At 67.9% G+C, this 25,007-nt stretch carries 21 protein-coding genes; 11 read left to right on the top strand and 10 right to left on the bottom strand.

Annotation, left to right across the window (positions count from 1 at the left end; all coding sequences use genetic code 11):
* Window positions 1–229 precede the first annotated feature (229 nt).
* Together NC7_RS01895 and NC7_RS01890 are read right to left on the bottom strand one after the other, a co-directional pair.
* Window positions 230–1,780, bottom strand: a complete 1,551-nt coding sequence (locus tag NC7_RS01895; protein WP_236573176.1) for an adenylate/guanylate cyclase domain-containing protein — start codon at window positions 1,778–1,780, stop codon at window positions 230–232.
* 165 nt (window positions 1,781–1,945) lie between these two features.
* On the bottom strand, window positions 1,946–3,709 hold the full coding sequence (locus NC7_RS01890; protein WP_067977989.1) for a DUF4407 domain-containing protein: 1,764 nt from the start codon (window positions 3,707–3,709) through the stop codon (window positions 1,946–1,948).
* 934 nt (window positions 3,710–4,643) lie between these two features.
* Between NC7_RS01890 and gltB the strand changes: the two genes are divergently transcribed.
* The 9 genes from gltB (at window position 4,644) to NC7_RS01845 (ending at window position 15,847) form a co-directional block, all read left to right on the top strand.
* Window positions 4,644–9,296 carry a glutamate synthase large subunit gene (gltB, locus tag NC7_RS01885; RefSeq protein WP_067977988.1) on the top strand — a complete coding sequence of 1,551 codons (4,653 nt, stop codon included), beginning with the start codon at window positions 4,644–4,646 and terminating at the stop codon, window positions 9,294–9,296.
* Window positions 9,289–10,758, top strand: coding sequence for a glutamate synthase subunit beta (locus tag NC7_RS01880; protein WP_067977986.1), 1,470 nt, complete (start codon window positions 9,289–9,291; stop codon window positions 10,756–10,758). The genes gltB and NC7_RS01880 overlap by 8 nt, the downstream gene beginning before the upstream one ends.
* A gap of 207 nt (window positions 10,759–10,965) precedes the next feature.
* Window positions 10,966–11,394, top strand: coding sequence for a restriction system modified-DNA reader domain-containing protein (locus NC7_RS01875; RefSeq protein WP_067977984.1), 429 nt, complete (start codon window positions 10,966–10,968; stop codon window positions 11,392–11,394).
* A gap of 70 nt (window positions 11,395–11,464) precedes the next feature.
* Window positions 11,465–12,259, top strand: a complete 795-nt coding sequence (locus NC7_RS01870) for an Abi family protein (protein ID WP_067977982.1) — start codon at window positions 11,465–11,467, stop codon at window positions 12,257–12,259.
* 413 nt (window positions 12,260–12,672) lie between these two features.
* Complete coding sequence (locus tag NC7_RS01865) at window positions 12,673–13,233, top strand: tetratricopeptide repeat protein (RefSeq protein ID WP_067977980.1); 561 nt, start codon at window positions 12,673–12,675, stop codon at window positions 13,231–13,233.
* Window positions 13,234–13,556: 323 nt separating this feature from the next.
* Complete coding sequence (locus tag NC7_RS01860) at window positions 13,557–13,970, top strand: hypothetical protein (protein ID WP_236573177.1); 414 nt, start codon at window positions 13,557–13,559, stop codon at window positions 13,968–13,970.
* Window positions 13,967–14,956, top strand: coding sequence for a hypothetical protein (locus NC7_RS01855; RefSeq protein ID WP_067977978.1), 990 nt, complete (start codon window positions 13,967–13,969; stop codon window positions 14,954–14,956). The genes NC7_RS01860 and NC7_RS01855 overlap by 4 nt, the downstream gene beginning before the upstream one ends.
* Window positions 14,953–15,465: a roadblock/LC7 domain-containing protein gene (locus NC7_RS01850; RefSeq protein ID WP_084457807.1), complete on the top strand. Its 513-nt coding sequence runs from the start codon at window positions 14,953–14,955 to the stop codon at window positions 15,463–15,465. The genes NC7_RS01855 and NC7_RS01850 overlap by 4 nt, the downstream gene beginning before the upstream one ends.
* 10 nt (window positions 15,466–15,475) lie before the next feature.
* On the top strand, window positions 15,476–15,847 hold the full coding sequence (locus NC7_RS01845) for a hypothetical protein (protein WP_067977976.1): 372 nt from the start codon (window positions 15,476–15,478) through the stop codon (window positions 15,845–15,847).
* Window positions 15,848–15,875: 28 nt separating this feature from the next.
* Here the strand turns inward: NC7_RS01845 and NC7_RS01840 are convergent, their stop codons facing one another.
* Window positions 15,876–16,424 (bottom strand): dihydrofolate reductase family protein, encoded by a 549-nt coding sequence (locus NC7_RS01840; protein ID WP_067977974.1) that lies wholly within the window; start codon window positions 16,422–16,424, stop codon window positions 15,876–15,878.
* Window positions 16,425–16,665: 241 nt separating this feature from the next.
* Here NC7_RS01840 and NC7_RS01835 point away from each other — a divergent pair, with 241 nt between their 5' ends.
* Complete coding sequence (locus NC7_RS01835) at window positions 16,666–17,565, top strand: cutinase family protein (protein ID WP_084457806.1); 900 nt, start codon at window positions 16,666–16,668, stop codon at window positions 17,563–17,565.
* A gap of 47 nt (window positions 17,566–17,612) precedes the next feature.
* Here the strand turns inward: NC7_RS01835 and NC7_RS01830 are convergent, their stop codons facing one another.
* From NC7_RS01830 to lysX, 4 genes are all read right to left on the bottom strand, one after another.
* Window positions 17,613–18,230, bottom strand: coding sequence for a histidine phosphatase family protein (locus tag NC7_RS01830; RefSeq protein WP_067978003.1), 618 nt, complete (start codon window positions 18,228–18,230; stop codon window positions 17,613–17,615).
* A gap of 37 nt (window positions 18,231–18,267) precedes the next feature.
* Window positions 18,268–18,954, bottom strand: coding sequence for a hypothetical protein (locus tag NC7_RS01825; RefSeq protein ID WP_067977972.1), 687 nt, complete (start codon window positions 18,952–18,954; stop codon window positions 18,268–18,270).
* A 35-nt stretch (window positions 18,955–18,989) separates the two neighbouring features.
* Window positions 18,990–19,295: a hypothetical protein gene (locus NC7_RS01820; RefSeq protein WP_067977970.1), complete on the bottom strand. Its 306-nt coding sequence runs from the start codon at window positions 19,293–19,295 to the stop codon at window positions 18,990–18,992.
* 163 nt (window positions 19,296–19,458) lie between these two features.
* A complete protein-coding gene (gene lysX / locus NC7_RS01815) occupies window positions 19,459–22,746 on the bottom strand; it encodes a bifunctional lysylphosphatidylglycerol synthetase/lysine--tRNA ligase LysX (protein WP_067978001.1) in 3,288 nt (1,095 codons plus the stop codon).
* A 112-nt stretch (window positions 22,747–22,858) separates the two neighbouring features.
* Here lysX and NC7_RS01810 point away from each other — a divergent pair, with 112 nt between their 5' ends.
* Window positions 22,859–23,080 carry an RNA-binding S4 domain-containing protein gene (locus NC7_RS01810; protein WP_067977969.1) on the top strand — a complete coding sequence of 74 codons (222 nt, stop codon included), beginning with the start codon at window positions 22,859–22,861 and terminating at the stop codon, window positions 23,078–23,080.
* 18 nt (window positions 23,081–23,098) lie between these two features.
* Here NC7_RS01810 and rraA read toward each other — a convergent pair whose 3' ends face one another.
* The 3 genes from rraA to NC7_RS01795 are packed head-to-tail and all read right to left on the bottom strand — an operon-like array spanning window position 23,099 to window position 25,007.
* Window positions 23,099–23,587, bottom strand: coding sequence for a ribonuclease E activity regulator RraA (gene rraA / locus NC7_RS01805; protein WP_067977967.1), 489 nt, complete (start codon window positions 23,585–23,587; stop codon window positions 23,099–23,101).
* Window positions 23,588–23,600: 13 nt separating this feature from the next.
* Window positions 23,601–24,056 (bottom strand): SRPBCC family protein, encoded by a 456-nt coding sequence (locus NC7_RS01800; protein ID WP_067977966.1) that lies wholly within the window; start codon window positions 24,054–24,056, stop codon window positions 23,601–23,603.
* Window positions 24,057–24,086: 30 nt separating this feature from the next.
* Window positions 24,087–25,007, bottom strand: coding sequence for a CopD family protein (locus NC7_RS01795; RefSeq protein ID WP_067977964.1), 921 nt, complete (start codon window positions 25,005–25,007; stop codon window positions 24,087–24,089).

The raw sequence follows: 25,007 nt of genomic DNA, 5'->3' as shown, positions 1-25,007 counted from the left end.
AGTGCGGTAGGTGGCGGACTCGAGTGGTGCCACGTGGGCTGGGAGTGCGGTAGGTGGCGGACTCGAGTGGTGCCACGTGGGCTGGGAGTGCGGTAGGTGGCGGACTCGAGTGGTTCGGGGTGGCTGGGAGTGCGGTCGGTGCCGGACTCGAGTGTGCTGTGTGAGCGGGAGGCGGTGGCTCGTGGATTCAGGGTGCGGGTGGGCAGGTGGACGGGGTCGATTGCCGTGGTCAGGGGTGGGGGAGGGCCAGGTGGGTGGGTTTCAGGCGGCCTCGGAGGGTGACTTCTTCGCCGAGGGTCCAGTGGGTGGACTCGGTGGCGGCGGCCTTGGTGAGGGTGGTGCCGGAGGTGAGCAGGCGTTGTTCGTACTGCTTGGACAGTTCGCACAGGCGGGCTGCCTCGTTCACCGCGTCGCCGATGACGGTGAACTCGTAGCGGTTGTGGGTGCCGACGTTGCCCGCGACCACTCGGCCCGCGGCGACGCCGATGCCTGCGTCCAGGTCGGAGCTGTCGCGGAGGCGGCGTTGGATCGCCCGGGCGCACGAAAGGGCTGACCCCGCCGCGTCTTTCAAGGGGGCGGGGGTGCCGAAGATGGCCAGCGCGGCGTCGCCTTCGAACTTGTTGAGCAGGCCGCCGTGGCGTTCCACTTCGTCCACGACGATGTCGAAGAAGCGGTTGAGGATGCCGACGATCTCGGGGGCGGGCAGGGTGGCGGCCATGGTGGTGGAGCCGATGATGTCGATGAACAGGGCGGCGGCCTCGGTTTCGGTGCCGCCGAGGACGGGCTGCGAGGCGATGGCGGCCATGGCGACATCGTGGCCGACGTGTTTTCCGAACAGGTCCTCGATCATGGCGCGTTCGCGCAGGCCGTGCACCATGTGGTTGAAACCGCTCTGCAACTCGCCGAGTTCGGTGCCGTCGTAGAGGGCTATCTCGGCGTCGAGGTCGCCGTTCTCCACCCGGCGCAAGGCCTGGCGCACACCGCGGATCGGCGCGACCGTCGCGGCGACGACCTGGGCCATGAGCACCATCCCGAACAGCAGGGCCGAGCCGCCGAGACTGAGCACACACACCGCAAGCCGTGCCTTGCTCACCTGGGGATCGGCCAGCGCCCAGATGGCGACGACCATCGTCAACGCGACCGGCACACCCACCCCGACCAGCCACGACAGCATGGTCCGGCCGAACACGCCGATGCCGCGACGGCGCTGCGGATCGGCCTGCAGAACCCGCGCGGTGACGGGTCGCAGCGCGAACTCGACGATCAGATAACTGTTGGCGCACACCACGATGGCGGCCGACCCGATGGCGAGGATGAGTTTGGGGATGAGCCCCGGCTCGATCACCCCGTAGACGATGGTGAGCACGACGAGAGCCAGGGTCCACAGCATCGCCTGTTGCAGCACCATCCAGCGCGGCGCCGACGCGGTGACGCGCTGTTCGTGGGGTGTCGGCACACGGTCGTGGTCGGTCGCCCAGCGCATGGTTCGCAGCCCGGCCACGGTTCCCCACACGGTGCCGACGGCCAGTGCCATCAGCGCGCACAAGGGGGTGAACACAGCGTTCACCAGCAACAGTCGACCGCTGAACACACTCGGCCCGGGCAGAACGAAGCCCGCGAGTACGACGGTCATCGCGATACCGATGAGGTTCGCGATGAGTAGGGGCGCGGTGAGCAGCAGCTGCACCCGCACCCGGCGGATGGTCGCCTTTTCCTCGACAGGTCCGAGCAGGGGCGAACCCCAGGGCGAAGACGTCCCGGAGCGTACGTCGCTGATCACTCTCGAACTGTAAACCGAATCTGCCCGATCAGGCGAACCTGTTAGCCGGGTCACTCTCAGTTCGGGTAAGCATAACAACTGCTGAATACAGTTTTTGTCGTCCGCAACCGGAGTTGACCGGTGCGATCGATCACTGGCCATTCCGGTGTACAGATGTCCACTGAACTAGCGGGCAGGTGGCAGCTGACGTTGGTGACCGCCCGGCAGCTCCGGGGCGTCCGACCCGCCGAGCTCGCCCTGACCGGCGGCCGGAAGCGCGGAGCCCTGTCCGGCGGGCAGCGCGGTGTAGCTCGGCTGCCCAGGGTACTGACGCGGATCCGGGTGGTAACTGCGCCCGGGCGCGTCGACCACATTCGCCGCGATCTGCTGCGCGTACGGGTTGTACTGCGGCTGTGGATAACCGGGCGGCAGGTAGCCCTGCTGCCCGGGCGCCAGCTGGTACGGCTGCGGCGCCTGCTGGAACTGCTGCTGCGAGTCCTGGGTGTCGACGGTCACCTTGCGACTGCGCCGCAGCGTGAAGGTCACCTCCTCCACCTCTTCGAACGCCTGCCGCGCGGTCCGCAACGGATGCGTGGCCGAGTCGATGGCATTGGCGACGAAAGAGGGCACGAGCGGCCGGATCCAGCGCGCGGCGGTGTCGGTGAACGGCACGGTCCCGATGATCGGCAACTCCAACCCGCCGCCGGTCGGCGCCTGCGGCGGTGCCTGCTCGGCGGGAACAAGCGCACCGGCCTGGCCGTGCGGCAAGGCCTGCGGGAGGTACCCGGCGGGCAGCTGCTGCTGCGGGGTCGGTTCCAGAGCCACGGACTCGTCCTTTCGCTGCGGCTCGGTGTACCCGAGCTCGAAACCGCCGATCGCGGCGATGATCCTGGTTCGTTGACGTTCTCGATCGATCACACCGTCGGCCTCGATGGCCAGCCGCTGGGAATCGAGTTCCTGCTCGGCGCGCAGCACGGCCGCCTCGGTACGCACCTCGGCCTGTTTCACGGCGATGGCGGCGTCGGCGGCGCGTTCGGCCCGGTCGGCGATCTCCTCGGCGGCGACCTTACGGTCGAGCGCGGTCTCCCCGCGCCACCAGCGCAGCAGCAGGGGGAGCAGCGCCAGCGCGATACCGACCAGCAGCATCGCCAGGCGCAGTGCGGCGCCGCCGAGGTGGTCGGCGCTGTAGCCGTTCATCGCCAGCCAGCGTGCGCCGATCCCGCGATCACCGGCGGCGAAGGCGGCGGTGCGGGCGGCGGCCAGTTCGGTTGTCTCGGCGCGGACGCGCTGGTCGAGGCCGTCGGTGCGGGCCTGCGCGGCGGCGAGCTGCTTGCGCGCGTCGTCGAGCATGTCGTTGGCGGTCTGGGCCTCGGGTCCACGCCCTGGCACTCCGGTGATGCGGGTCTGCGGGCACTCCGGGGTCGGGTTGAACTCGCAGCGCGCGATCACGAGGTTGCGGTCGATATCGGCCTGCGCGGTCGCGATGGCGGTGTCGAGCGCGGCCCGATCGGCGACGGCGAGGTCGTATTCGGCCCGCGCGGTGACGACGGCGGGCGCGGTTTCGGCGGCGGTGTGGGCGCGCACGTCCAGTTCACGGTCGACGGTGCCGCCAAGCAATACGGTGGTGGCGAGCTCGGCGACGACCACCCCCGCCAGCACGCCGACGCCGACGCCGATGCGGGCGGCCGTGCCGCGCCGGTCGTCGGTGGTGTTCCTGGTGGCAAGCGCCCGCCCGATCGCGCCCGCGGCCACGGCGGCGAGCAGGGCGAGCACGGCGACGAAGAAGAACCCGATCCCGTCGGCGGCGGCGAGTGCGACGGCGGTGACCAGCCCCGCGACCACGGCGAACAACGCCACCGCGGCGCCGGTGACGACATACCCGGCGTCGTCGTTGTCGTCGCGCGCGGGCGTGCCGAGGCCGCCGCCGAGCCAGGCGAGTGTGCCGGTCATACCTTCTCCCCGGTTCTTTCGCGTGGCGAAACTGTCATGGATTCGTGGTGTCAGCGTGACAGGCGCGGCGCCGCCACACCGAGCGGCGAGGCGGTATTTGTGGTCAGCCTCACAGATCGGAAGTCACCGCATCGCGGCGGTGGCGCTGCGGGCCGCCGACCTCGGCGTGTCGGCCTCGGCGAGCCGCGGCGGCGCCCTAATCGGGCCGCTCATGTGGCGAACGACACTGCCGCGCAGTAGCTGGATATGTGCTGTGAAGAGTGTCTCACTCGCAGACCGTACGGTCGGCTGGCTGCCAGGGCATGTCGGGGCGCTGTCGGGAATATCTCACCCCCATCGGCCCCGGTTAGCGGGAAACCATAGGTTTGACCTGCGCTTTGCCGGGGAATCCTGCTGCGATGCAGGTGAGTTCGGTCGAAGGTCACGCACCTCCGGCCGGTTCCGGCTCGCTCGTCGACGATGTTCGCGCAGGTCGGCGCCGGTTCTGCGGGATCGATCCGGCCCCGCGCCTGCTTTACACTGGACGACGCGTGTGACGATACGAGCTGCCGTTACAAACCCCAGCTAGAGGGGTTTCTAAGCCCAACCTTAGTTGGTTGGGTCTGCGGTCTGACTTATCGTTTGCTCTTACGCCGAACGCACCCTTGTTCGGCACAACCACCTGTTCGGGGTCCGGTGAAACCGGGCCAAGAGTAGCGGGTGAAACCCCGCACGGAGGTAAGGGACAGGTAAGCGTCCCGTTACCTCTGAGCACCCCCACTACGTCAACGAAGCGGGTGGACAACTGGAGACGTGACTGCACGCCGCAAACCATCATCGCCGCTGGTTTCGGATCGTACGGACGCAGTCTTGACGGAGGCGAAACGACGAAGGGTCCACGCTCAGCTTGCTGGGTGGCCGATCATCGACAGCCGACTTTCTTGAAGGCAGAGGCATGACGCAACTTCCTGGCCACAGGTCACCCGGTGCCACCGGGCTCTACGATCCGGCATTCGAGCACGACGCCTGCGGCGTCGCGTTCGTCGCCGACATGCACGGACGACGCAGTCGAGACATCGTCGACAAGGCCATCACGGCACTGCTGAACCTGGAGCACCGAGGTGCCGCGGGCGCCGAGCCGAACTCCGGCGACGGCGCGGGCATCCTCATCCAGCTCCCGGACAAGTTCTTCCGCGCGGTCGTCGACTTCGAGTTGCCTGCAGCTGGTTCCTACGCCACCGGCATCGCCTTCCTCCCGCAGGCCCGCCGCGAAGCCGCGCGCGCCGCCTACGGCGTCGAGAAGATCGTCGCCGAAGAAGGCCTGGCCGTGCTCGGCTGGCGTGCGGTGCCGATCGACGAGTCCTCGCTCGGCGCGCTGGCCCGCGATGCCATGCCGACCTTCCGTCAGCTGTTCATCGGCTCGCCCAAGAACTCGGCCGAGCAGCTCTCGGGCATGGACCTGGAACGTCGCGCCTACGTGATCCGCAAGCGCATCGAGCACGAGCTCGGCAACGCGGGTCCCGGCGAGGGTGCGGTCGGCAAGGAGTCGGTGTACTTCCCGAGCCTGTCCGGCGAGACCTTCATCTACAAGGGCATGTTCACCACGCCGCAGCTACGCGCGTTCTACCTGGACTTACAGGACGAGCGCGTCGAGTCGGCCATCGGCATCGTGCACTCGCGCTTCTCCACCAACACCTTCCCGTCGTGGCCGCTGGCGCACCCGTTCCGCCGGGTCGCCCACAACGGTGAGATCAACACCGTCACCGGTAACGAGAACTGGATGCGCGCGCGTGAGGCGCTGCTGCGTTCGGACGTGTTCGGCAAGGACGAGGCGGGCAACAACCGCCTGAACAAGATCTTCCCCGTCTGTACCCCCGGCGCGAGCGACACCGCCCGCTTCGACGAGGTGCTCGAACTGCTGCACCTGGGCGGGCGCGACCTGCACCACGCGATCATGATGATGATCCCCGAGGCGTGGGAACGCAACGAGAACATGGACCCCGCGCTGCGGTCGTTCTACGAGTACCACTCGATGCTGATGGAGCCGTGGGACGGCCCGGCCTCGGTGTGCTTCTCCGACGGCAAGAAGATCGGCGCCGTGCTCGACCGCAACGGTCTGCGCCCGGGCCGCATCTGGGTCACCGAGGACGGTCTGGTCGTGCTGGCGTCCGAGGTCGGCGTGCTCGACATCGACCCGTCGACCGTGGTCCAGAAGATCCGCCTGCAGCCGGGCAAGATGTTCCTGGTCGACACCGAGCAGGGCCGCATCGTCACCGACGCCGAGATCAAGTCGGAACTGGCCGCCGCCGAGCCGTACCAGGAATGGCTGGACGCGGGCGTGAGCCGCCTGGCCGACCTGCCCGATCGCCCGCACGTGCACATGTCGCACGACCGCGTGCTCATCCGTCAGCAGATCTTCGGGTACACCACCGAGGACCTGAACCTGCTGATCACCCCGATGGCCAAGACCGGTGGTGAGGCGCTCGGCTCGATGGGCACCGATACACCGATCGCGGTGCTCTCGAACCGGTCGCGCCTGCTGTTCGACTACTTCTCGCAGCTGTTCGCGCAGGTCACCAACCCGCCGCTGGACGCCATCCGCGAGAAGGTCGTCACCAGCCTCAAGCGCAACATCGGTCCCGAGGCCGACCTGCTGCACCCCGGCCCGGAGTCGTGTAAGCAGATCGCGCTCGAGCAGCCGATCCTCGACAACGACGAGCTGGCCAAGCTCGTCCACATCAACGACGACGGCAGCCACCCCGAGCTGCGTTCGGTCGTGGTCCGTGGTCTGTACCCGGTCGCCGAGGGCGGCGCGGGCCTGCGCCGCGCGCTGGAGGCCATCAACATCCAGGTGTCGGCCGCGATCGACGGCGGCGCCCGCATCATCGTGCTGTCCGACCGTGAGTCCAACGAGAAGCTGGCGCCGATCCCGTCGCTGCTGCTCACCTCCTCGGTGCACCACCACCTGGTGCGCGAACGCACCCGCACCATGGTCGGCCTGGTCGTGGAGGCCGGTGACGCCCGCGAGGTGCACCACATGGCCGCCCTCGTCGGCTTCGGCGCCGCCGCGATCAACCCGTACATGGCCTTCGAGTCCATCGAGGACATGCTCGAGCGCGGTTCGCTCGCGCTGCCCGCCAGCACCGGCGACCTGGCCGCCGACTACCGCAAGGCCGTCGCGAACTACTGCACCGCGGCCAGCAACGGCGTGCTCAAGGTGATGTCGAAGATGGGCATCTCCACCCTCGCCTCCTACAACGGCGCCCAGCTGTACCAGGTGATCGGCCTGGCCCAGGATCTGGTCGACGAGTACTTCACCGGCCTGCGCTCGCCGCTGGGCGGTATCGGTCTCGACGAGATCGCCGAAGAGGTGGCCATCCGTCACCGCACCGCGTTCCTGGAGAACCGCAACGAGCGCGCCCACCGCGAGCTCGAGGTGGGCGGTGAGTACCAGTGGCGTCGCGAGGGCGAGTACCACCTGTTCAACCCGGACACGGTGTTCAAGCTGCAGCACGCCACCCGCACCGGCCAGTACTCGATCTTCAAGGAGTACACCAAGCTGGTCGACGACCAGTCCGAGCGTCTGGCCGCGCTGCGTGGTCTGTTCAAGTTCAAGAAGGGCCTGCGCGCGCCGATCTCCATCGACGAGGTCGAGCCCGCCTCCGAGATCGTGAAGCGGTTCTCGACCGGCGCGATGAGCTACGGCTCCATCTCGGCCGAGTCGCACGAGACCCTCGCGATCGCGATGAACCGACTCGGTGCCCGCTCCAACTCCGGTGAGGGTGGCGAGAGCCCCGCTCGCTTCGAGGTGGAGGAGAACGGTGACTGGCGTCGGTCGGCGATCAAGCAGGTCGCGTCGGGTCGCTTCGGTGTCACCGCGCACTACCTGACCAACGCCACCGACATCCAGATCAAGATGGCCCAGGGTGCCAAGCCGGGCGAGGGTGGTCAGCTGCCCGCGCACAAGGTGTACCCGTGGGTCGCCGAGGTGCGGCACTCCACGCCGGGCGTGGGTCTCATCTCCCCGCCGCCGCACCACGACATCTACTCCATCGAGGATCTGGCGCAGCTGATCCACGACCTGAAGAACGCGAACCCGCAGGCTCGGATTCACGTGAAACTTGTCGCGGAGCCGGGTGTCGGCACCGTCGCCACCGGTGTGTCCAAGGCGCACGCCGACGTTGTGCTCATCTCGGGCCACGACGGCGGTACCGGTGCTTCGCCGCTGACCTCGCTCAAGCACGCGGGTGGTCCCTGGGAGCTCGGCCTGGCCGAGACCCAGCAGACGCTGCTGCTCAACGGCCTGCGCGACCGCATCGTCGTCCAGGTCGACGGTCAGATGAAGACCGGCCGCGACGTGATGATCGCCGCCCTGCTCGGCGCCGAGGAGTTCGGTTTCGCGACCGCTCCGCTGGTCGTCTCGGGCTGCATCATGATGCGCGTGTGCCACCTCGACACCTGCCCGGTCGGCATCGCCACCCAGAACCCGGTGCTGCGCGAGCGCTTCTCGGGCAAGCCGGAGTTCGTCGAGAACTTCATGCTCTTCATCGCCGAGGAGGTGCGTGAGCTGCTCGCCGAGCTGGGCTTCCGCTCGCTCGACGAGGCCATCGGCCGGGTCGACCTGCTCGACACCGCCAAGGCCAAGGAGCACTTCAAGGCCGCCAAGCTCGACCTGTCCCCGATCCTGGACATGCCGGAGACGGCGTTCATGAACCAGGACACCCGCTGCACCGGCACCCAGGACCACGGTCTGGACAAGGCGCTGGACAACGAGCTGATCGCCCAGGCCGCGCCCGCCCTCGAGCGTGGCAAGGCCGTGAAGATCGAAACCAAGATCACCAACGTGAACCGCACGGTCGGCACCATGCTCGGCCACGAGGTGACCAAGCTCTACGGTGGCGCGGGCCTGCCCGACGACACCATCGACATCACCTTCAACGGTTCGGCGGGCAACAGCTTCGGCGCGTTCGTCCCGGCCGGTATCACGCTGCGCGTGCAGGGTGACGCCAACGACTATGTCGGCAAGGGTCTTTCGGGTGGCCACATCGTGGTGCGCCCGTCGCTGAACGCGCCCGCCGGTTTCGTCGCCGAGAACAACATCATCGCGGGCAACGTGATCATGTTCGGCGCCACCAGCGGTCGCATCCTGATCAACGGTGTCGCGGGCGAGCGCTTCGGCGTGCGCAACTCCGGCGCCACCGCGGTGGTCGAGGGTGTGGGCGACCACGCGCTCGAGTACATGACCGGTGGCCGGGTGGTCATCCTCGGTGGCACCGGCCGCAACCTCGGTGCCGGTATGTCCGGCGGTGTCGCGTTCGTCTACGACCCCGAGGGCACGCTGCCCAACCGGGTCAACCCGGACCAGGCCGATGCCATCGAGCAGCTCTCCGGTGACGACTTCACCTGGCTGCGCGACATCATCACCACCCACCGCGACGAGACGGGTTCGGCTGTGGCCGAACGCATCCTGAGCGACTGGTCCCAGCAGGTGAACCACTTCGTGAAGGTCATGCCCCGCGAATACAAGAAGGTTCTGCTCGCCATCTCCGAAGCCGAGAAGAGCGGCAAGGACGTTGACGAGGCGATTATGGAGGCGGCTCGTGGCTGACCCACAAGGATTTCTGAAGCACACCTCGCGGGAACTCCCGGCACGTCGACCGGTCGAGCTGCGTCTGCTCGACTGGAAAGAGGTCTACGAGGACAAGTTCTCCCACGAGACCCTGCAGAAGCAGGCCAGCCGCTGCATGGACTGCGGTATCCCCTTCTGCCACAACGGTTGTCCGCTCGGGAACCTGATCCCCGAGTGGAACGACCTGGTGTACAAGGACTCGTGGCGCGAGGGCATCGACCGCCTGCACGCCACCAACAACTTCCCGGAGTTCACCGGGCGGCTGTGCCCGGCGCCGTGTGAGGCGTCGTGCGTGCTCGGCATCAACCAGCAGCCGGTCACCATCAAGCAGGTCGAGGTCGAGCTCATCGAGAACGCTTTCGACGAGGGCTGGGTCACCCCGGTGTACCCGACCCGCCTGACCGGCAAGAAGATCGCCGTCGTCGGTTCGGGCCCGGCCGGTCTGGCCGCCGCCCAGCAGCTCACGCGGGCCGGTCACACCGTCACCGTGTTCGAGCGCGACGACCGCATCGGTGGTCTGATGCGCTACGGCATCCCGGAATTCAAGATGGAGAAGTCGGTCATCGATCGTCGTCTCGCGCAGATGGAAGCCGAAGGCACCATCTTCAAGACCGGTGTGAACGTTGGCGTCGACATCACCGCCGAGCAGCTGCGTGAGCGTTTCGACGCGATCGTGCTCGCCGGTGGCGCCACCATCGCCCGCGACCTGCCGATCCCGGGCCGCGAGCTCGACGGCATCCACCAGGCCATGGAGTTCCTGCCGCTGGCCAACCGCGTGCAGCTCGGCGACGACATCACCGACGAGGACGGCCTGCCGCCCATCCACGCCAAGGGCAAGAAGGTCGTCATCATCGGTGGCGGCGACACCGGTGCCGACTGCCTCGGCACCTCGCACCGCCACGGTGCCGAGTCGGTGCACCAGTTCGAGATCATGCCCCGTCCGCCGGAGGAGCGCGCCGGTTCCACCCCGTGGCCGACCTACCCGCTCATGTACCGGGTCTCCTCGGCGCACGAGGAGGGTGGCGAGCGGGTGTTCTCCGTGAACACCGAGCGTTTCGTCGGCAAGGACGGCAAGGTCACCGGCCTCGAAGCCCACGAGGTCAAGATGGTGAACGGCCGTTTCGAGAAGGTCGAAGGCACCGACTTCACCCTCGAAGCCGACCTGGTCCTGCTGGCCATGGGCTTCGTCGGCCCGCAGAAGCCGGGTCTGCTCACCGACCTGGGTGTCGGCTACGACGGCCGTGGCAACGTCCAGCGCGACAAGAGCTGGGCCACGAACATCCCCGGCGTCTTCGTCGCCGGTGACATGGGCCGAGGCCAGTCCCTGATCGTCTGGGCCATCGCCGAAGGCCGCGCCGCCGCGGCCGCCGTCGACAAGTACCTCGAGGGCGAAACCGCGCTCCCCGCGCCGATCCCCCCGACCGCTGTCGCCCAGCGGTAATCAGTTCGACCCAAAGCGCCCGCAGACTCGTCGAGTCTGCGGGCGCTTTGCGTTGAGCACTTCACGCATGAGCCGATCTGCGGTATCGGGCTCGGCCTGCGTTCTGCTCATGCGCTTCGCATCAACCGATTCTAATCTTTGGAAAACTGCTGCACTTTGTTATCGCACAGGCGTACAGTTGTCTGGAAATCAAGTGAAGGCGGGACAATGAACCACCAGATCAGCGTTGACGACGACGTCTACCAGGCACTTGTGCGCAATCGTCGGGGCTTCGAGCAGCCCAACGACGTGTTGCGGAGGTTGCTCCTGGATGGCGAGCCGCCGAATGCGCAGGGTCTGGTGATGGAGGCGATACCGCGAAGGGGTCGTCTCTCTGCGCTTGTCGACGCACGCTTGGTCGCTGCCGGAGATCAGTTGCGTCATGAGCGCGTTCGCAAGGGGCAGGTGGTCGTTGCCGAAATCGTCGAGGGCGGCTCGATTCGGACCGTGAACGGCCTGTACAGCGCCCCTTCGCCCGCACTCAAGGATCTGGTCGGCACCGATATCGACGGCTGGCACAACTGGATTCACGTGCCGTCGGGGCGGACTTTGCGTGAATTGCGGTCCGAGTTGGCGCTACAGGAGAGCCGGAAATAGAGAACCGACCAGCTACGACAAGCCGTACAAGACGCTGTCGGAGCAAATCGAGCTGCTCCGACAGCAGGGGATGGTGATCGCCGACGAGGATGCGGCGATCTCTCAGCTGCTGGCGATCGGGTACTACCGGCTCAGCGGCTACTGCTATACCTTCCGCGAACACGCCGTGCCCTGCGCATCGTCGTGCGATTGCCCTCGGCGTAGCGACATATTCGTGCCCGGCCCGACTCTGGAGCGAGTTGTCGAACTGTACGAGTTCGATCGCATGCTGCGGTTGCTCGTCTTGGACGGAATCGAACGAGTCGAAGTCGCGTTGCGGATGCGTTTGGGGTACATCGTCGGTGCTGGTGGTGCGTTCGCCCATCTCGATCCGGCAGGCTGGATGCAAAACCTCACCTATATCCGAAACATCTGCGCGCACCACGGCCGCCTTTGGAACAGGAACATTGCGGTGCAGCTCGGTCGGCTGGGCGACACCGCTGAACTCGTTCATGCGTCAGCGCCGCGATCCAAGTCCAGGGTGTACGCGTCGTTGGCAGTCCTCGCGTTCCTGACCACGCAGATCAGTCCGCGGTCGACCTGGCGTACTCGAGTCATCGACTTGATGAGCGGACAATTCGCTGGTCTCGGACTCCCGGTCGAGCAGATGGGTTTCCCGTTTGGCTGGGAGAACGAAACGATCTGGTCGGCGGGCTACCGTGCGAGCGCAGATCCGATACCGCCCGAGCACCGACAGATCCTGCGGCATTTCGAATGGGCGAGCACCGCCGAGGCGGGAAAACTCCTCGATACCAGCAATGTTGCGAAGCGTAGAACCAGTGCCGTGCGGTCGTTGCGCTCACCGACTCGGTCTACCTGTTGGTAGGTCTTTTCGGTTTCCCACCTTTCAGGTCGATGCGAGTCAGCCGGGCGTCTATCCGGAAGTCGCGCTGATCAATACAGCGTTGGACGCAGTTGAGCAGCCTTGGGAATGTGCCCGGTGGTGGGTCGAGGCCAACACTGGGATCGGAGGAGAAGCACCTGCCACGGATCGCAGCCGGGCAAGAGGAACCATTCGGGTGACCCGTCTGTAGAGTTTGCCGGGGGTGTGCGTTGGGAACTCAACAGTACAGGCGCTCAACGGGATTGGGTGCACGAAATCGACGTGGCCGATCTTCCTTGCAGCACATAGACTTTCCGTGACGAGGTGTACGGGAGATCCGAGGGGGAGCTGTGCCGTTGCCGCCGGGAACGTTGGCGTATCTGCGCCGCGCAGCAGAGCGCGGTGACGGTACCGCTATGCACAATCTCGCCCACTTCTACCACAACCACAGTGATTACGAGGGTGCGGAGTACTGGTTTCGGCGGGCGGCGGCGGCGGGGCACACGCGGTCGATGAACAATCTGGCGGTGTTGCTCGACCAGTTCGGGGAGCTGGCGGAGGCCGAGATCTGGTACCGGCGCGCGGCCGCGGGGGGCAACGGTAACGCCATGTACAACCTGGCGACCATGTTGTACCAGAGCGGTGAGATCGCCGAGGCCGAAACCTGGTACCACCACGCGGCACTCGCGGGGCACGTGGACGCCATGTACAACCTCGCGCGGTTGCTCGAGGACGACAACCGGCTCGACGACGCCGAAGCCTGGTACGACGAAGCGGCCGCCGCGGGCGACATCGACTCGATCAACAATCTCGGTCTGCTGCTGCGCCGCCGTGGCGCGATCACCGCGGCCCGGCGCTGCTTCCGGCGCGCCGCCGATCTCGGCCATCCGAAGGCGATGGCCAATCTCGCCGCGCTGCTCGAATCCGAAGGGGCGCACCGGGAAGCCGAATCCTGGTACCGCCGCGCCGCGGGCTGACCAGGTAGCGACTCGCCCGGGCGGCGCCGACTCGCCGACCACCACCCGAATCGGGGGCACCCGTCGGGTGGCGTCGGCGTGCATTCGCACTATGGCGAGTTCTGCGAAGATGAATAAAACGGAAGTTCGCCGCCGGGTCGCTGTACGACGGAAACCGGGAATGACCACGGGCTTCGGAGCATTCCGGCGAACCGGGTCGTTGGTTACCGAAAAGTATTGATACCGAGCGGTTTTCCAGCAACCACCAGCAAACTTTCCTGGCCCAGTGAATTTCCCGCGTTCGGGATGCGGAAATTTGCGGGCGGGTATAGCGTCTCGTGCTGTTGACCAATTTCGAGGACAGACCGGGGGTGCGGGTGAATTCTCTCGACGGCTGCCTGAAACGCATCATGGACATTCCCGGTGCGTGCGGCGTGACGCTGGTGGACGGCGCCAGCGGGCTGGCGGTGGCCGCCGTCGGTGCCCACGACATCGTCGACGAGCACGAGGACGCGGCGGGAACCACCGACGTCATGCGGACGGTGCTCGCGTGCAGTGCCCTCACCAGCGCTGCCGCCGATGACGAGGTCCGCGAACTGATCGTCTGCCGCGACACGGGTTTTCACCTACTGCACCTGCTCGACGGTGATTTCGAGGGCAGGCTTTTCGTCCACGCGGTATTCGACGGTGCGGCGGCGAATCTGGGAATGGCGCGCTACCAGCTCAAGGTCGCCCTGAAAGAATTGGCGGGCCGATGAGCGCGGCCCTCGCCGAAGAACTGCACCGGCTCGAAGAACAGGGTTGCACCGGCATATTGCGGGCGGGCGACGGCGAATTCCATTTGGCCCGTGGCACCATCGCCTCGGTGGTCTGCCGCCGCACGATAGGCCTCGACCGGCTTGCCGTCGAAGCGGGCGTCGCCACCGACGAAGACCTGCGCCGTGCGCGCGCGGGCGAGCCGGGGGCGCTGCTGCGCCGTCCACGCCTGGAAACCCTCGCACGACTCTCGGTCTACGACGCGGCCTACTTCCTGCTCGAATCCGAGGCGGAGTCGGAATTCGTGCCGACGGAGGAACATTGGCTCGCGCCGGTGTGTCGGATCGCCCCGCACGCCCTGGTGAGCGAATGCGCCCGCCGCCGACGCCCCGACGCGGGCCCGTGGACGGCCGACATGGTGTCGACTGTTCCCGTCGCACCCGCCGAACGCGCCCACCGGCAACGCGTGGTCCTGACCGCCGCCCAAGCCGAAGTCCTCGCCGCCGCCGACAACCACCGCACCATCGCCGACATCGCCCGCGAGCTGGGCCGCACCACCTACGGGTGCCTCGTCGCCGTCCGCGACCTGACCAGAGCCGGGCTGATCGCAGTACCGTCCGAGGCCGAACGCCGACGGCGGCAGTGGGTCGCCCGGTCAGTCGGCGACGACGTGGATGTGCCCGCCCCTTCGTCGACACCCCGCCCTGGACGCGGCCGCCACGCGGCCCGGAACCCGCTTCCCCGCCGCGTCCCCGCACCGGTGGCTCCACCGACTTCGGGCAGGCACGCGCTCGTCGAGGAAGCGAGCGCGGCCGCCCGAACTCCCGATGTGACCGATCCGAGTCCGGGCACGTCCGCCCGGACCACGAATCGGAACTCCCGCGGCGCGGACACCTACTCCTGGACACCTCCGGTGGACCGACCATGGCAGCAGGTGGATCGCGCACTCCTGATCCGCATCAAGACGGCGTTGGCGGAGCTGGCATGACCGGGCGCAGGAAGCTGCTCGGCGAGTGGAGGGGAAGGTTGACCAAAGTGCCGCTGCCCGAACGGAACACGACAGTTTCCGAACTCACGGGACCGGTCCCCTACGGGCGGGACCAGGCCACGCAACCACTACCGCAGGGGTATCCGGCCGTCCAGGCCGAACTCACCGGGCTGCGCGACCGCGTCCCCCACCTCACCGGCACGGTCGTCGCCTCCAGCGACGGCCTGCTCATCGAACACGACCTACCAGCCCATATCGAACCGGCCGGGATGGCGGCGCTGGCCGCCGCGCAGCTGTCGCTGTCGTACCGGCTGGCGAGCACCGCGCACGGCGGTGGCTTCAACGAGGTCGTCGTGCACGGCAGCGACGGGCAGGTGGTGATCTACGCCGCCGGGTACACCGCGCTCACCGTGCTCGCGGGCCCGGATGTGAACGTCGGCCGACTCCACCTGGAGTCGCGGCCGGTAGCTCGCGCCATCGCCGCTCATCTGGCGGCGGCGCACGATTGAAAGGTAAGACATGTCGAATATGGATCTGGCCCTCAAGGACATGATGGTGATCGACGGCGCGATCGGCGCCGCGGTCGTCGACTACAGCAGCGGTATGGCGCTCGGCATGCTGAGCAGCAGCAAGTCGCTGGACCTGCAGGTCGCGGCGGCGGGCAACACCGAGGTGGTGCGCGCGAAGCTGCGGACCATCGAACAGCTCGGTCTCAACGAGGAGATCGAGGACATGCTCATCACCCTCTCGGCCCAGTACCACGTGATCCGACCGATGACCGGCCGCAAGTCCAAGGGCCTGTTCCTCTACCTGGCGCTCGACCGTTCCCGCGCCAACCTCGCCCTGGCCCGCCACCGGCTCAAGGGCATCGAGGAGGATCTCGAGGTCTAGGCCGGTGCGGGCCGGGTGAGTCGAGCGCTCACTCGGCCAAGGCGGCGGAGGTGACGGTGTACACGGTGAGTTGCACACCGTTGTCGAGGGTTTCGGTGCTGGTGAGCGCCATGGTCGCCTGGGCGTCGACATCGGTGAACAGTCGTCGGCCCTTGCCGATGAGCACCGGGTAGACGACGAGGCGGTATTCGTCGACGAGGCTGTTGGCGCGCAGGAATTCGACGAAGGCGCCGCTGCCGAACACCAGCAGGTTCTGCTCGGCGCGCAGCTTGGCGACGGTCTCGGCGAGGTCGCCCTCGATGCGGGTGGCGTTCCATTCGAGTTCACCCTCGACCGAGGTGGCAACGAACTTGGGCATGGCGTTCATGCGGTCCTTGTAGTCGCCCTCTTCCGGGTGGTTCGGCCAGGCGGCGGCGAAGCCCTCGTAGGTGGTGCGGCCGAGCAGCAGGGCGTCGGCGTCGAAGATCTCGGGGTTCTTGAACGCGGCGATGTCGTCGTTCCAGTAGGGGAGGGTCCAGGCGGGGTTCTCGATCACGCCGTCGGCCGAAATGAATTCTGTTACAACGATCTTGCCCATGATGTTCTCCTGTTGTCTCGGTCTTTCTCGCCTACTGTCTACTACGACGACACCGCCGAGGCGGATTAATCGGTGCGGTGCCGACAAGATCGACGGCACGACTGTCGGAAATCGGACAAGCTCGCACTACTCGTGTGGCACCGGCGCGCCCGTACCTCTATTGTGATTCGCGGCGAGGTCTGGGAGCCACACACAATCGGGGTTTGCTCTCCAGCGGCGAGCAAGGTGGAACTGGAGCGGTATGCAGGTGAAGAAGGTTGTCGCGGCACTCGGGGCGTCCGCGGCGATGTTGTCCGGAATCGTTGTCGGCAGCGGGAGTGCCAGCGCGGCGCCCGCCTGCCCGAGTCTCTACGTGGTCGCCATTCCCGGCACGTGGGAGACCGGCATCGACAAGCCCCCGGGGCCCGGCATGCTGTCCGGCGTCACCAACGGACTGCCGCGCAGCGTCGACGTCGACTACGTGACGTACGCGGCGACCGCCTTCCCGTGGGAGGGCGATGTCTACGGCAATTCCAAGAAGCAGGCGGTGAATTCCGCGCGCGGCCTCATCTCGGCCAAGCTCGCGCAGTGCGGCGACACCAAGGCCGCGCTCGTCGGCTACAGCCAGGGCGCCGACGCCGCGGGCGATCTCGCGGCCGAGATCGGCACCGGCCTCAGCACCGTTCCGGCCGACCGGGTGGCCGCGGTCGGCCTGATCTCCGATCCGCGCCGCGCACCGGGCGACGTGCAGGTCGGCCCGCACGCTCAGGGCGCGGGCGCCGGCGGCGCGCGCCCGGGTGGCTTCGGCTGGCTCAGCGACCGCACCCGCACCATCTGCGCGGTCGACGACCTGTACTGCGCCACCGCGACCGACGACTTCGTCACCCGGTTCGCGGGCTTCCTCGCGCAGAGCTCGGACGCCAACCCGGCGAACCTGTGGCGCTACCAGATCGAGGCGGGCGCCATCATGCAGGACCTGATGGCCCACGGCGGTATGCCGGTGCTGCAGGCGCAGCTCTCGGACGCGGCGAACCAGAAGCGCGCCAAGGATCTCGAGCAGTTCTACAAGTCGCAGGCCCACCACCTGTACGGCAGCTACTCGGTCGGTGGCGGGCACACCGCCATCACCTGGATGCACAGCTGGATCGCCTCGCACGCCTGAGTCGGCCCAGGTGAAGCCGGGTGCGGATGTTTCCGCACCCGGCTTTCCTATGTCGTGCGGGCGAGATTGCGCGGCAGCAGATCCCAGACGTGACCGGTTTCGTTGATCGTCGCCGCCGTGCGCGTTCCGGTGCGCGAGTACAGGATCCGGGTGATCGAGCAGTAGTCGATCGGGAAGGTGAGCGGGCGGGCCAGGCCGAGGATGTCGGCCAGCAGCACGTTCACGACACCGCCGTGCGCGAACGCGACGACCGTCTCGGTGTGGTCGGCGGCCGCCACCAGCCGGTCGACGGCGGTCAGCACCCGCGCGGTGAAGGCCGGGCCGTCGATCTGTTCGGGCAGCAGGCCCGCTTTGATCCGGGTGTAGGCGTCGGCGAATTCGGTCTTCGCGTCTTCGATGGGAATGTAGGCGGGCAGGTCGCGGTCGTATTCGGCGAGGTCGTCGACGATGTCGACGGGCAGTTCGCGGGCGAGCGCGGTCGGCGCCGCGGTATCGCGGGCGCGCCGTTGCGGGCTCGACACGATGCGCGTGACCTCGTGGGCGGCCAGTGCGGCGGGCACCCGCTCGGCCTGGCGGCGGCCGATGTCGGTGAGACCCGGATCGGCGGCGGTGGTGCTCGCGACGACCTTGTCGGGCTGGGCATGACGTACGAGGATCAGCTGCACGTCACCCACTGTGCCGCACGTCCGCCGATCGTGCCGCTCAGGGCCTGGGTGCGATCTCCTCGCGACCCGTGACATCGGCGGTGTCGACGATGACGATCTCGCGTTCGTCGTCGAGCAGCACCTTCAGATATCCCGGTGGATTCTCGACCACATACCCCCGGACCAGCCCGTTCCTGGTCTGGATCTCCTCGAGCGACACCCACGGTGTCTGCACGGTCGCCGCGAGCACGAGCGCGGCGAGGGTGACGATCAGGGCCGAACTCGACACGAACCAGTGCGCCAACCTCGACCCTTCGGGATCGCGCTTACCCGCCCGCAACAGCATGAACAGGACGACGGCGAGCACCGCGGCCACCACGAGCACCCACCAGGTCCGGTAGGTCCAGATGAGCGCGCCGGTGAAGAGCGCCACGATCAGCAACCAGATCAGGTTGCCCGCGTTGGTCCAACTCGGTCTGCCGAGCCGGATCTGATGGATCAGCGCCTCGGGCAGCAGGATCGCGAGCGCGATGCCGCCGAGCACCGGGCTCGCCATCAGGGTGCCGAGCACCATGACGACCACGTCGTCCAGACCGAGCGTGCCCGCCAGCGAGAACGCGGCGTTCCAGTCGTAGTCGGTGACCGCGAAGACCCGCAGCAGCAGGAACAATGCCGCGACGCTGGTCGCCGACAGGCCCTTGGCGACCAGGTGTTGATCCGAGGACTCGCGGGGATGCCTCGCCATCAGGCGAGAATAGTGCCGCGAGCCCCCGGCTCACGTCACGGCTGGCCGTAAGGCGGCTGACCGTACGGCGGCTGACCACCCTGACCGGGGCCGCCGCCGTAGGGCGGCTGGGTCGGCGGCTGGTCGTTCTTCTTCTTCTTGAGCATGTAGACCAGGCCGACGATGGCGAGCACGACCAACAGGCAGCACACGCCGCCGATGATGAGACCCTTGCTGCCCTTCTTGCCCTTCTTCTTCGCCGCCAGTTCGGTGACCAGGTCCGAGCCCGCGAGCGTGTCGATGCTGCTCGCGAGCACCTGTGGGTCGACCAGTGCGGCCGATGTCAGCAGGTCAAGATACATTTTCTTCCCCATCCGATGGTGTGTTGTCCCGGCATCCTCCCGGTGCCGGAACATCCGAGAGTACTGCTGACGCTGCGAGTTTCGTTCGGAAAACCCGCGCGACGCAGTGGTTCATCGCAGTGGCGCGCAAGATCGTTTACAGCCACCGGCGGGGTACCCGATTTCAGCGCGGTTTCACCAACGGAAACGGCAGAGTCTCGCGAATGCCGCGTCCGGTGATGAACATGACCACCCGATCCACCCCGATGCCGAGGCCACCGGTCGGTGGCATGGCGTGTTCGAGGGCTTGCAGGAAGTCCTCGTCGAGCTCCATCGCCTCGGGGTCGCCCCCGGCGGCGAGCATGGACTGTTCGGTGAGGCGGCGGCGCTGTTCGACGGGGTCGGTGAGTTCGCTGTAGGCGGTGCCGAGCTCGACACCCCAGGCCACCAGATCCCAGCGTTCGGTGACGCCCGCGACGCTGCGGTGTGACCGGGTCAGCGGTGAGACGGAGGTCGGGAAGTCGAGGTAGAAGGTCGGTTCGGTGGTCGTCGCCTCGACCAGGTGCTCGTACATCTCCAGCACCACCTGACCGGTGTCCCACCCGCGTTGGTAGGTGATCCCGGCGGCATCGCACAACTCGCGCAGCCGGGTGAGGTCGGTCGCCGCGGTCACCTCGGTGCCGAGTGCCTCGGACAGGGCGCCGTGCACCGTGCGTACCCGCCATTCGCCGGAGATGTCGACCTCGGTGCCGTCGGGGCGCAGCACCACCTCGGCCCCGTTGGCGGCGACCGCCGCGTCCTGGACGAGGCGGCGGCACAGCTGCATCATCCGCAGGTAGTCGCTGTGCGCCTCGTACGCCTCGAGCATGGTGAATTCGGGATTGTGGCTGTAGTCGACGCCCTCGTTGCGGAAGGTCCGCCCGATCTCGAACACCTTCTCGATGCCGCCGACGCACAGCCGCTTGAGGTACAGCTCGGGGGCGATGCGCAGGTAGAGGTCGAGGTCGTAGGCGTTGATGTGGGTGCGGAACGGGGTGGCGTTGGCGCCGCCGTGTACCTGCTGCAGGATCGGCGTCTCCACCTCGAGGAAACCCCAGTCGTGCAGCGAGGCGCGCAGCGAATGCAGCACGGCGCTGCGTTTGGCGAGCAGCTCGCGACTGTCGGCGTTGACCGCCATGTCGACGTAGCGGCGCCGCACCCTGGCCTCCGGATCGGTGAGGCCACGCCATTTGTCGGGCAGCGGGTGCAGGCATTTACCGTTCATCCGCCAGTCCTGGGCCAGCAGCGACAGCTCGCCGCGCCGACTCGTCCCGATCCGCCCGCTCACCTCGATCAGGTCACCGAGGTCGAAGTCGGCACTGAACTCGGCCGCGCGGGCACCGACTCGTTCGCGGTCGATGAGCAGCTGGATGTCGCCGGTCCAGTCGCGCACCACCGCGAAGATCACCCCGCCGTAGTCGCGGACCCGGGTGATCCGGCCCGCCACCCGGACCGTTGTGCCGTGCGGGCAGCGGCGCGCGTCGGCGATGGCGTGGGTAGGTGGATAGGCGGCGGGGTAGGGGTCGACGCCGCTCGCCGCGAGCCGGTCGAGGGTGGCCAGCCGCACGCGGACCTGCTCGGGGCGGCGGGGCCCGGAATCCTCGTCGGCGTCGAGGTCGTCGGGGGCGCTGCCGTCGGCGTGCAGGCCGGTGACCGTCGCCGGGACGGCGGGGGTGGTTCCGGTGTGGACGGCGGCGTCGGGTCGGGTACCGAGGCGGGGCAGGAAGCCCTCGGCGAGCCCGCTGGCCATCGCCACCCGGGGCAGTTGCCTGCGGTCCTCGTACAGGAAGAACCGTGGTACCCAGCGCGGGTGGTACTTCACATTCGAGCGGTACAGCGCCTCTAGCTGCCACCAGCGGGAGAAGAACAGCAGCACACCGCGCCACGCGCGCAGCACCGGACCGGCGCCGATGCGCCCGCCCTCGGCGAACACCGACCGGAACACCGCGAAGTTCAGCGAGATCCGGGTGATGCCGTACTGATCGGCGTTGAGGGCGAGCTGCGAGATCATCAGCTCCATCACGCCGTTGGGGCTCGCGGGATCGCGACGCATCAATTCCAGCGACACCCCGGTCCGCCCCCACGGTACGAACGACAGCATGGCGTGCACGCGGTCGTCGTGGTCGATCGCCTCGACCAGCAGGCAGTCGCCGTCGAGCGGGTCGCCGAGGCGGCCGAGCGCCATCGAGAATCCGCGTTCGGTCTCGGTGTCGCGCCAGGCGTCGGCGCGCGCGATCACCTCGGCGAATTCGGCGGCCGGGATCTCGCCCGCTCGGCGCACTCTGATGCCGAAGCCGTTCTTGCGCAATCTGTTCGCGGCCTGCCGGACGGGTTTCATGGCTGGACCGGCCAGGGAGAACGCGCGGGTGTCGAGCACGGCTTCGTCACCGAGACGAAGCGCGGCGAGTCCCGCCCGCTGATAGGCGAGCGCGCCCTGCTCGCTGGCGCCCATCACCGCCGGTGCCCAGCCGAACCGGTCGGCCTGCTCGAGCCAGGCCCGAATCGCCTGGGGCCAGCCCTGTTTCGGTCCGATCGGGTCACCGGCCGCCAGACACACGCCGAGCTCGACGCGATAGGTGATGGCCGCCTTGCCGTTCGGCGCGAAGACGACCGCCCGGTCGCGGCGAGTGGCGAAGTAGCCGAGCGAGTCGTCTCCATCACCGGCGGTGAGCAGGCCGCGCAACGCGGATTCGTCGAGCGCGGTCATCGCGTTGTCCGCCCGTTGCGACCGCAGCAGCACGAGCACGGCGGCGATGAGCGCGAGGGCACCGAGCAGCCCGAGCAGGAAATTCACCCAGCCCGGCGGGTGCCCGTCGAAGTGCTCGTTGTCGACCAGAACGGCCGCGGTCACCCGCGAGACCGCCCACAGCGGCCGCTGCGCCCCGCGTGGCAGCGAACCGGGGAACAACTCGACCAGCCCCCACCCGAGCAGGCATCCGAGCGCACACCCGCCGACCAGCACCGCCAGTGCCTTGCGCACCGCACCCGGACGCACCCGGGTGTAGAACTCCGCGCGCGCGGCGATCAGGACCGCGAGCACCACCGCGTGCACCACCGCCGCCACCAGCGGGTCAAGCTCCCGCGTACTCGTGTAGTCGACGACATTGCTGATCGTGAACAGGCACAGATAGCCGACGAGCAACCACCACGCCACCCGTTTGCGGCTCGCCGCCGCACCCGCGAGCAACCCGACCACCAGCGCCCACACCAGACTCGTGTCGGGCGCGTCGAAGTAGAAGGCGTCGACATAGCGGCGCGGCACCTCGGTGAGCTGCCGCAACCCCGGTGACAGGCTCCACAGCGCGCACAGCACCGCGAACACCCCGAGCACCAGCCCGGTGATGTGCGGTACCTCGGCGAACCTGCCGTGCGCGCGATGGGGTACCCGGTCGACAGAGCTGCTGGGGTGTTGCTCGGCCCGCGTGGAAGTCACCGATCCAGTGTGCGTGCCGACGGGCGCCAACCGCGGGGGAGCGCCGACGGCGTGTTCGTCACCGTGGGGCCCGGTGGGCGCCCAGATTTCCCGACGGGGTATGTATTAGCGCATGTCGGAACCAGTGGACGTGCCGATCGATGACGAGGTCATCCGGCTCGGGCAATTCCTCAAACTGGCCAACCTGATCGACTCCGGTTCGGAAGCCAAGACGGTGATCGCCCAGGGCCTGGTCCGGGTCAACGACGAGGTGGAACTGCGCCGAGGCAGGCAACTGCAGGTCGGCGACGTGGTTGTCCTGGCAGGACACAAAGTGCGGGTCAGCGGAATCTGACCCGCACCTCGCGGTGTTTCAGTCCTCTTGGCGGACCACGACGCCGTCGTGGTCGCTGTAGAGCATCTCACCGGGCACGAAGGTGATGCCACCGAACTCCACCGGCACGTCGCGTTCGCCGCTGCCGGTCTGGGTGCTCTTGCGCGGGTTGGTGCCCAGTGCCTTCACCCCGATATCGAGGGTGCGCAGGATGGCCGAGTCGCGCACGGCACCGTTGACGATGACGCCCGCCCAACCGTTGTCGACGCCTCGGCCCGCGATGATGTCGCCGACCAGTGCGGTGTGCACGCTCGCGCCGCCGTCCACGACGAGCACCTTGCCCTCACCCGGTTCGCCGAGGGTCTGCTTGACCAGCAGGTTGTCCTGGAAGCAACGGATCGTGGTGATCCGCCCGGCGAACGCTTGACGGCCACCGAACTGGATGAACTGGGTATCGCAGCTGCGGATCTCGGGGCCGATCTCGTCGGCCAGATCGGCGGTTGCCACTACATTCGCTGATTCGGTCATGAGGCTGATTGTGTCAGGTGGTCGGCCGGTGGGCCTTTTCGATCTCGCTGATGAGCGCCTCGGTGGTGTGTTTCACCGCGATCTTGATGAACGGTTCGATGGTGCGCCCGAGCATCTTGCCCGCGATGCCGCCGGGCACGAAGTACTGGATGTGCGCGTCGATGGTGCTGGTGTCGGCGCCCTTGGGGGTGAAGACGAAGGTCGAGAGGATCTCGAAGCCCTTGATCGATTTGGTGCCGATCACCGTGCCCTCCTCCCAGCGCACCACCTCGATGCGGGAGGTGAGCGAGGCGGGGCCGAGCTTCATCTTCCCGTCGAACTTCGCGCCGACGCCGTCGGTCTGCTCGGTGACCGGGGTGAAGGACTCGATGCCGTACCAGAATTTCGGCAGGTTGCGATAGTCGTTGACAAAGGCGAATGCCGTCTCGGCGGGCGCTGCGCAGTCTTCGACAATCCTCACGTCGCTCATACCGGCAACTGTAGTGCGTTCGTATGGTGTCTAAGCGGTGACGGCCAGTGTGGCGGCCAAGCCGAAGGCCACCGCCATGAGCGTCACCTCGAGCGCCGCGTTGCGAGCCGACACCTCGGCGGTGACCCGGTGTTCGGCGGCCCGGCGCACCCAGGTGCGTCGCCACCACCAGCCGAGCCCGGCGAGCAGACCGAGCGCGACCACCTTGGCCAGCAGGATCCGCCCGTAGCCGGTGGTCACCAGGGCGGGCACCGAGCCGACCCGGACGAGGCCGTCGACGAGCCCGGTCACCGCGAGCACGGCGACCAGCGGTGCGGCGGCGGTCGAGTAGCGCGGCAGCGCGCTCGCCCAGCCGCCGCGGGTGCGCACGACCAGCGCCAACGCGAGCAGCAGGCCGAACCAGGCGGCGGCGGCCAGGGCGTGTACCGCGACGAGCACCGAGCCGAGCACCTGCTGCGACATGTGGCCGGTGATCGGTCGCAGGGCGAGCGCGACCGCCGCGAACACCAGAACCAGGTCGGCCGACGCGTCGTCGGGTCTGCGGAACGCCCAGGCGGCGTAGCAGGCGATGGCGGCGGTGCAGAACAGGATGGCGATCCCGATCTGCCCGCCGCTGAGCCTGCCGAGGAACGTGGCGAACTCACCGGCGCCGAGCGCGCGCACCGGGACGCCGACGATGTCGGCGGCCTCACACACCAGCACGGTGAACTCGGCGGCCAGCCACACGGTGGCCAGCACCGCGACCGGCCGCCAGGCCACCGCGAGCCGGTGGTCGAGACGGGGGAGGGCCGCCAGCCCGAGCACCGTCGCGCCCGCGCCGTCGGCGAGCACCCGCGCCAACGCCGCCGCCGGGAAACCGCTGCTCCAGCGCAATACCCAGGCGAGTACCACCCCGGCGAGGGCGGCGGCGACGACCGGAACCAGCACTCGCCACCGGCGTCCGGTCGTCAT

The organism is Nocardia caishijiensis NBRC 108228 (assembly GCF_001612825.1).
In the GTDB taxonomy this organism is placed as follows: domain Bacteria; phylum Actinomycetota; class Actinomycetes; order Mycobacteriales; family Mycobacteriaceae; genus Nocardia; species Nocardia caishijiensis.
Note: the sequence above shows the minus strand (reverse complement) of the source record. Positions and strands in the feature narration are given on the sequence as shown.

Coding starts and splice junctions, on each gene's coding strand:
- NC7_RS01890 (WP_067977989.1), bottom strand. CDS start 3,709: ATGACCGGCACACTCGCCTGGCTCGGCGGCGGCCTCGGCACGCCCGCG.
- gltB (WP_067977988.1), top strand. CDS start 4,644: ATGACGCAACTTCCTGGCCACAGGTCACCCGGTGCCACCGGGCTCTAC.
- NC7_RS01875 (WP_067977984.1), top strand. CDS start 10,966: ATGAACCACCAGATCAGCGTTGACGACGACGTCTACCAGGCACTTGTG.
- NC7_RS01870 (WP_067977982.1), top strand. CDS start 11,465: ATGGTGATCGCCGACGAGGATGCGGCGATCTCTCAGCTGCTGGCGATC.
- NC7_RS01865 (WP_067977980.1), top strand. CDS start 12,673: ATGCACAATCTCGCCCACTTCTACCACAACCACAGTGATTACGAGGGT.
- NC7_RS01855 (WP_067977978.1), top strand. CDS start 13,967: ATGAGCGCGGCCCTCGCCGAAGAACTGCACCGGCTCGAAGAACAGGGT.
- NC7_RS01850 (WP_084457807.1), top strand. CDS start 14,953: ATGACCGGGCGCAGGAAGCTGCTCGGCGAGTGGAGGGGAAGGTTGACC.
- NC7_RS01845 (WP_067977976.1), top strand. CDS start 15,476: ATGTCGAATATGGATCTGGCCCTCAAGGACATGATGGTGATCGACGGC.
- NC7_RS01840 (WP_067977974.1), bottom strand. CDS start 16,424: ATGGGCAAGATCGTTGTAACAGAATTCATTTCGGCCGACGGCGTGATC.
- NC7_RS01835 (WP_084457806.1), top strand. CDS start 16,666: ATGCAGGTGAAGAAGGTTGTCGCGGCACTCGGGGCGTCCGCGGCGATG.
- NC7_RS01825 (WP_067977972.1), bottom strand. CDS start 18,954: ATGGCGAGGCATCCCCGCGAGTCCTCGGATCAACACCTGGTCGCCAAG.
- NC7_RS01820 (WP_067977970.1), bottom strand. CDS start 19,295: ATGTATCTTGACCTGCTGACATCGGCCGCACTGGTCGACCCACAGGTG.
- NC7_RS01810 (WP_067977969.1), top strand. CDS start 22,859: ATGTCGGAACCAGTGGACGTGCCGATCGATGACGAGGTCATCCGGCTC.
- rraA (WP_067977967.1), bottom strand. CDS start 23,587: ATGACCGAATCAGCGAATGTAGTGGCAACCGCCGATCTGGCCGACGAG.
- NC7_RS01800 (WP_067977966.1), bottom strand. CDS start 24,056: ATGAGCGACGTGAGGATTGTCGAAGACTGCGCAGCGCCCGCCGAGACG.
- NC7_RS01795 (WP_067977964.1), bottom strand. CDS start 25,007: ATGACGACCGGACGCCGGTGGCGAGTGCTGGTTCCGGTCGTCGCCGCC.